General features: G+C 65.5%; 7 protein-coding genes. 5 read left to right on the top strand and 2 right to left on the bottom strand.

The features are described from left to right. Positions 1 to 2: 2 nt before the first annotated feature. Entirely contained in the window at positions 3 to 977 is a 975-nt protein-coding gene (locus IVA87_RS08710; RefSeq protein WP_247297980.1) for a ketopantoate reductase family protein, read from the bottom strand. A gap of 153 nt (positions 978 to 1,130) precedes the next feature. Here IVA87_RS08710 and IVA87_RS08715 point away from each other — a divergent pair, with 153 nt between their 5' ends. After that, positions 1,131 to 1,934: an enoyl-CoA hydratase-related protein gene (locus IVA87_RS08715; RefSeq protein WP_247333331.1), complete on the top strand. Its 804-nt coding sequence runs from the start codon at positions 1,131 to 1,133 to the stop codon at positions 1,932 to 1,934. Positions 1,935 to 1,938: 4 nt separating this feature from the next. On the opposite strand, the gene IVA87_RS35105 is transcribed toward IVA87_RS08715, so the two are convergent. Continuing rightward, the gene (locus IVA87_RS35105) at positions 1,939 to 2,073 is read right to left on the bottom strand and encodes a hypothetical protein (RefSeq protein ID WP_256466461.1); all 135 of its coding nucleotides are present in this window, start codon (positions 2,071 to 2,073) and stop codon (positions 1,939 to 1,941) included. 45 nt (positions 2,074 to 2,118) lie between these two features. On the opposite strand from IVA87_RS35105, the gene IVA87_RS08720 reads away from it, so the two are divergent. The 4 genes from IVA87_RS08720 to IVA87_RS08735 all read left to right on the top strand — a co-directional run bounded on the left by IVA87_RS08720 (position 2,119) and on the right by IVA87_RS08735 (position 6,201). Further along, entirely contained in the window at positions 2,119 to 3,480 is a 1,362-nt protein-coding gene (locus IVA87_RS08720) for an FAD-dependent oxidoreductase (protein ID WP_247297986.1), read from the top strand. Between the two features lie 43 nt (positions 3,481 to 3,523). After that, positions 3,524 to 4,528, top strand: coding sequence for an ABC transporter substrate-binding protein (locus IVA87_RS08725; protein WP_247297989.1), 1,005 nt, complete (start codon positions 3,524 to 3,526; stop codon positions 4,526 to 4,528). Between the two features lie 82 nt (positions 4,529 to 4,610). Then, positions 4,611 to 5,384 (top strand): ABC transporter ATP-binding protein, encoded by a 774-nt coding sequence (locus IVA87_RS08730; RefSeq protein WP_247297991.1) that lies wholly within the window; start codon positions 4,611 to 4,613, stop codon positions 5,382 to 5,384. Next, a complete protein-coding gene (locus tag IVA87_RS08735; RefSeq protein WP_247297994.1) occupies positions 5,377 to 6,201 on the top strand; it encodes an ABC transporter permease in 825 nt (274 codons plus the stop codon). The genes IVA87_RS08730 and IVA87_RS08735 overlap by 8 nt, the downstream gene beginning before the upstream one ends. Positions 6,202 to 6,546 lie beyond the last annotated feature (345 nt).

Below are 6,546 nucleotides of genomic sequence, written 5' to 3' on the forward strand. Positions count from 1 at the left end.
GGTCACGCCGCATAGAGCCCCTTGTCGCGCGCCTTCTGGATCGCCAGCGCGGCGATCAGGTCGAGGGCCGGCGTCGATAGGCCGGCGGCGCGCGCGAAGGCGGCCGGCGCCTTCACCAGCACGTCGATCTCCATGGCGCGACCGAGCTCGTAATCCTGGAGCAGCGATGGCTTGTGATTGGGGGCGGGGCCGCTGCGGGTCACGCGCTTGACCTCGGGGATGAAGTGCTGGGCGATGTCGTTGGCCTCGTTCAGCATGCGCGGGATGACTTCAGTGAAGGCGGGATCGTCGCGCACTCCGCGCGCGGTCTGGCCGGTGAGCAGGCACAGCACCGACAGCGACATGTTGGTCAGGAGCTTTGACCAGATCGCCTCGCGGATCTCGGCCACCGGCGGCGATTCCAGTCGGGCATCGTTGAAGACACTGCGCAGTCTGGTGATGCGCTCGGAATTGCGGTCGTCGCATTCGCCGATCAAGAGGCGGTTGCGGTCCGGGGTGAGGTTCTGCACCACGCCGGGCGCGATCACCTCGTTGGACGAGAAGACGACGCCGCCGACGATGCGTTCCTTCGGGATGCAGGCGCGCAAGCGCCCGCCGGGATCGAGAAACGAAATGTCCGGCGGCGTGGGGTGTCGCGGCGGCAGGCCGATGCTGTACCACCAGGGAATGCCGTTCTGCGCGAACACGATCGCGGTGTCGTCCTGGAGCAGCGGCTTGATGCTGGAGACCAGTCCCTGAAGCGCGGTTGCTTTCAGCGTCGAGATCACGACGTCCTGCGGCCCGAGTTGGGCCGGATCGCCGGACGCGATCACCTTGGCGCCGACCTCGGAATCGCCGACGCGCAGCTTGAGGCCGCCGGCGCGAGCCGCCTCCAGATGCGCCCCCCGCATCACGCAACTGACCTCATAGCCCGCGCGTGCCAGCCGTACCGCAATGTGGCTGCCGACGGCGCCCGCGCCGAAAATGCAGATGCGCATGTCTATGTCCCGTCCTGATCTCTTGCCGCCTGGTGCCAGCATGACACAAGCCGCCATGCGATGGACGCGGCCGCCCCACGCCGGAAAGATATGGATCAGAGCGCGCGGCCTCGGCCATAGTGCGCGGCAAACAAATCGACCGGAGGATCGCCGATGACCACCAATCCAGTGTTGTGGACCCTCGACGAGCGCGGCGTTGCGACCGTCACCCTGAACCGTCCCGAGGTCAACAACGCCTATGACGACGCCTTGATCGCGGGCGTGCTCGCGGCCATGGACGATCTCGGCAAGAAGCAGAGCCTTCGCATCGTCGTGCTCCGGGGCAATGGCAAGCATTTCCAGGCTGGCGCCGACCTCAAATGGATCAACGGCGTGCGGCCGCAATCGACTGAAGCGAACAAGGCGGCCTCGCGAGCGACCTTCGAGGCCGTGCAGCGGCTCAACACGCTGCCGGTTCCAACGGTTGCGCTGGTGCAGGGTGGCTGCTTCGGTGGCGGCGCCGGCGTGATCGCGGCCTGCGACATCGTGATCGCCGCGGACAACGCCCTGTTCTCGATCACCGAGGTGCGCTGGGGCCTGACCGCCGCCATCATCATCCCGCAGCTCTGCGACGCCATGAGTGTACGGCAAGTCCGCCGCTACGCGCTGACCGGCGAGCGCTTTGGCGCCGAGGACGCCCGCCGCATCGGCCTCGTTCACGAGGTGGTGCCGCTCGCCGAACTGGAGGCCGCAGGCAGCAAGGTGGTGGAGCAGTTGCTCGCCAACGGGCCGGAAGCGATGGCCGAAACCAAAAAGCTCGCGCTGGAGAGCTCGTTCGGCGGCATGGCGGTGGACGATGCCGCTTACACGCGCCTCGTGCATCTGCATTCGGTCAAGCGCCAGAGCGCAGAGGCGGCGGAAGGGCTGGCCTCGTTTGCCGAGAAGCGGGCGGCGAATTGGCGGAGCGGCAAAGGTTAGGCGTTCAGTAGCCGCGGTAGAAGTTGTTGATGCTGCGATAGACGGCATCATCGTCCTGCCGCATCCGGCGCAGCGTTTCGAGTGTCTTGCGCTCGTCGATCGGGGGCTTGTTTTTGGTGGATTGTAGCTCAGTGCGCACTGATCCATAGTCGGCCCCAAGTAAGAGTTGGGAACAGGACGCATCATGCGGGCGATGATCGAAGAACCGGCACGACAGGTGCCGCTCTATGGCGAATATGAAGTCGTCGTGCTCGGCGGCGGCCCGGCCGGCATCGTTGCGGCGGCGTCAGCGGCGCGCGCAGGGCGGAAGACTCTGCTGGTCGAGCGCTACGGCTTTCTCGGCGGCATGGGCACGGCAGCCGGCGTCACCAATTTCTGCGGCCTGCACGGCAATGTCTATGGCGAGCATCGCCGCTTGGTGCAGGGCATGGCCTCGGAGCTGCTGGCGCGGATCGACCGGCTCAACGGTCTCAATGCGCCGCACCTGATCCTCGGAAAGGTCTTTGCCCAGGCCTATGACACCGCCGCCTATAAGATTGCGGCCGACGAGCTGCTTGCGAGCCACAAGGTGCACATCCTCTTTCACGCACTCGGCGCCGGCGTGGTGATGGGCGATGACCGCCGCATCGATGCGCTGATGGTCGAGACCAAGGCGGGCCGGCAGGCGGTGCGATCCGAGATCTTCATCGACTGCTCGGGCGACGGCGATCTCGCGGTGTGGGCCGGCGCGCCGTTCGAGATCGGCGACGAACATGGCCATCCGATGTACCCCTCGATGATGCTGCGTCTCAACGGCATCGATCCCGCGAAGGCAGGGGAGGCCTGGCGAACCATTCCGCAATTGATGGAGAAGGCCACTGCCGCCGGCACGCACAAATTCCCGCGCAAGAGCGCGATCGTGCGGCCGCAAAAGTCCGGCATCGAATGGCGGGTGAATTTCACGCAAGTCGCGCGCGAGGACGGCCACGCCATCAACGGCGTCGAGCCCGACGACCTCACCCGCGGCGAGATCGAGGGCCGCAAGCAGGCGCTCGCCGCGTTCGAGTTCCTGCGCACCGTGCCGGGCTTCGAAAAGTCCTACATCGTCGACCTGCCGCCGCAGCTCGGCATCCGGGAGACCCGCCGCATTAAGGGCGGCTACCAGCTCAGCGGCGCGGACGTGCTCGGCTGCGCTTCGTTCGAGGATTCGATCGGCGTCAATGGCTGGCCGATCGAGGCCCATGTGCCCGGCGACGTGGTCTTCACCTTTCCGCCGATCCCGGACTCGCGCGGCTATAACGAGCTGCCGTACCGGATGCTGGTGCCTGAGGGGGTCGACAATCTCCTGGTCGCCGGCCGCTGTGCCTCCATGACCCATGAGGGCCAGTCGGCGGCACGGGTCTCCGGTGCGTGTTTCGTGATGGGGGAGGCGGCCGGTTCCGCCGCCGCCCTGGCGCTGGCCGGAAACCGGATGCCACGTGACATCCCCGTTGAAAAATTGCAGGAAGCGTTGAAGCGACAGGGCGCCTTCATCGGGCGGGACCAGACGGTGCCCGAGGGCCTGTAGCGGACTGCAAGAGAACGACCAAGAGAACCACTGGAGGAATGGGATGATGGGGATTGCGCGGCTCGCGCTAGTGGGGCTTTTGGCGATCATGGCGACGGGCACGGCCCGGGCCGAAGAGGCGCTGAAGGCCAAGATCGGCGTGCTTCGTCTGTCGTCCTCCGCGCCGGTCTTCATTGCGCAGGACAAGGGCTATTTTCGCGACGCCGACTTGGAGGTCGAGCTGAAATTCTTCGACGCGGCGCAGCCGATCGCGGTCGCCACCACATCGGGCGACGTCGATTTCGGCATCACCGCCTTCACCGCCGGTCTCTACAATCTCGCCGGCAAGGGGACGCTGAAGGTGATCGGCGGCATGAGCCGCGAGAAGGCCGGCTATCCCCTGATCGGCTATTTCGCCAGCAACAACGCCTATGCCGCCGGCCTCAAGACGCCGAAGGATCTTGCGGGCAAGCGCGTGGCGGTGACGCAGGTCGGATCGAGCTTTCATTACTCGCTCGGGCTGCTCGCCGATAAATATGGCTTCAAGCTCGCGGACGTGAAGATCGTGCCGCTGCAATCGCTGTCGAATGCCGCGGCTGCGCTGAAGGGCGAGACTGTCGATGCGGCGCTGCTTCCGGTCTCGACGGCGCGAAAGCTGATCGACGAGGGCGGCGCGAAATTGTTGGGCTGGGTCGGCGACGAGACGCCCTGGCAATTAGGGGCGGTGTTCGCTTCGCCGAAGACGCTGACCAACAAGGCCCTGGTGACAAAACTGCTCGCCGCTCTGGCGAGGGCCGATCGCGAATATCACGACGTCATTCTCGCGGCGATGAAGGACGGGGTTGCGCCGGTCAACGACCAGACCAAGCCGCTCTTGGAGATCATTGCCAAGTATACCAACCTCCCGGTCGAGCAGGTCGTCGGCAACTGTGCCTATATCGACCCCAACGGCAAGCTGGATGTGAAGAACGTCGACAACCAGATCAAATGGCTTCAGGAGCAGGGCTTTGCCGACAAGGGCTTTGATGCGAACGCGATCATCGCGAAGGACTATGTGAAGGCGGATTGATGCTGACGATGCAGACTCTCGTGACGGGCAACCTGCCACCTTCCCCTGCCTCTCCAGGGAAGGGTGAAGACGGCGGGCGCGCATGGATCTGATCGCCAACCACATCTCTCATCGTTTCGGCGACCTCGCCGTGCTCGACGACGTCTCGTTCACCGTCAGCGCCGGCGAGGTCGTGGCGATCGTCGGTCCCTCCGGCTGCGGCAAGAGCACGCTGCTGTCGATCCTCGGCGGCCTCTTGCAGCCGAGCTCGGGGGCGCCCGAGCTGCGCGGCCAGCCGCCGGCGGACAGCCTTAATCCGCTGACCTTCGTGTTTCAGGATTTCGCGTTGCTGCCATGGGCGACGGTCGAGGAGAACGTCGAATTCCCCTTGCTGCACACGCAGCTTTCAGCAACGCAGCGTCGCGCGCTGGTCGAGGACGCGCTGCGCCGCACCGGCCTGACCGAATTTCGCAAGACCTATCCAAAACAGCTCTCCGGCGGCATGCGCCAGCGCGTCGGCATTTCGCGCGCGCTTGCGGTCAAACCTGCGATCCTGCTGATGGACGAGCCGCTGTCGGCGCTGGATTCGCAAACCCGCGAACTCCTGATGGAGGACTTCGTTCGCCTGCTCGCCGACGGCGGCATGGGCGCGGTCTACGTCACCCATAATCTCGAAGAGGCAGCGCGGCTCGCCGACCGCATCGTGGTGCTGTCGCGGCGGCCCGGCCGCATTCGCGAGGTCGTGACCGTGCCGATGACGCGTGCAGAGCGCGGCGAAACCGCTGCGCGGGAAAAGCTGCTGGCGCTGCAAAACCAGATCTGGTCACTGATCCGCAACGAGGCCATCGACGCCGAACGCGAGGTTCAGCATGCTTGACCGCGCGCCGGCGGAAGGCGCTTCGAAGGACCAAGCCACTCGACGCGTCCGCTTCCGCGGTGCGGGCTTCGTGCCTGCGTCGAGCCGCTTCGGCGGCTGGATCGCGCTCGCGCTCGTCATCGCGATCTGGCAGGCCGCCGGCAGCGCGGCCTTCGTCAATCCGCTGTTCCTGCCGGCGCCGTCGGCGATCATACGTGCGATCTATCAGCTCGCGATCTCTGGCGCGCTCTGGCAGCACGTTTCGGCCTCGCTGCTGCGCATCGGCATGGGCTGGCTGCTCGGGACGGCGGCGGGCGTTGCCGTCGGGTTCGCCATCGGCCTGTCGCGGCTCGCGCGCAGCGTCGGCATCACCTTCATCTCGGCGCTGTTTCCGATCCCGAAGATTGCGCTGCTGCCGCTCCTGATCCTTTGGCTCGGCATCGGCGAAGAGCCAAAGATCGCGACCATTGCGCTCGGCGTCTTCTTCTCGACCGCGATCTCGGTCTATAGCGGAGTCGACGCGGTGCCGCGCAACTTGATCCGCATGGCGCAGAGCTTCAACGTTCCGTTTGCCACCATCGTGCGCAAGGTGATCTGGCCTGGCGCGCTGCCCGCGATTCTCGCTGGCTTCCGCATCACCGCCTCGGTCGCGCTGCTGCTCGTCGTCAGCGCCGAGATGATCGGCGCGCAATACGGCATCGGCGCGTTCGTGCTCCAGGCCGGCAATCTGATGCAGACGGATCAGCTGCTCGCGGGTGTGGTGATCCTGTCGGTGTTTGGCCTCGTGGTCGGCAAGGTGATCGGCTGGCTGGAGACAAGGCTGCTGCACTGGCGGTAGGGGCATTCACGACGGCTGTAGGGCGGGCAAAGCGAAGCGTGCCCACCACGTCTTCATCATTCGCGGAAGCATGGTGGGCACGGCGCAAGTGCGCCTTTGCCCACCCTTGTATTAGCCTGATCGGTTATGTTGAGCCGTTCCGTGAGGAATGGCCCAGCCCGGGTGGCCGCCCGAGCTGGGTCGCCGTTCGATCGGATCGGTGCCCACCGAAGCCTTGAGGGCTGTCTGGCGTAGCGAGATCGCGATCGGCACTTCATCGGGACCCGAATGGTTGAACGAACTTTAGGTTCGCATAACAAGGGAGGGATCGACGAAGATGGCCAAGCATAGCACGATCTGTGCCGG

Origin of the sequence: Bradyrhizobium sp. 147, assembly GCF_023073935.1 — a bacterium.
Classification (GTDB): domain Bacteria; phylum Pseudomonadota; class Alphaproteobacteria; order Rhizobiales; family Xanthobacteraceae; genus Bradyrhizobium.

Coding starts and splice junctions, on each gene's coding strand:
- IVA87_RS08710 (WP_247297980.1), bottom strand. CDS start 977: ATGCGCATCTGCATTTTCGGCGCGGGCGCCGTCGGCAGCCACATTGCG.
- IVA87_RS08715 (WP_247333331.1), top strand. CDS start 1,131: ATGACCACCAATCCAGTGTTGTGGACCCTCGACGAGCGCGGCGTTGCG.
- IVA87_RS08720 (WP_247297986.1), top strand. CDS start 2,119: ATGCGGGCGATGATCGAAGAACCGGCACGACAGGTGCCGCTCTATGGC.
- IVA87_RS08725 (WP_247297989.1), top strand. CDS start 3,524: ATGATGGGGATTGCGCGGCTCGCGCTAGTGGGGCTTTTGGCGATCATG.
- IVA87_RS08730 (WP_247297991.1), top strand. CDS start 4,611: ATGGATCTGATCGCCAACCACATCTCTCATCGTTTCGGCGACCTCGCC.
- IVA87_RS08735 (WP_247297994.1), top strand. CDS start 5,377: ATGCTTGACCGCGCGCCGGCGGAAGGCGCTTCGAAGGACCAAGCCACT.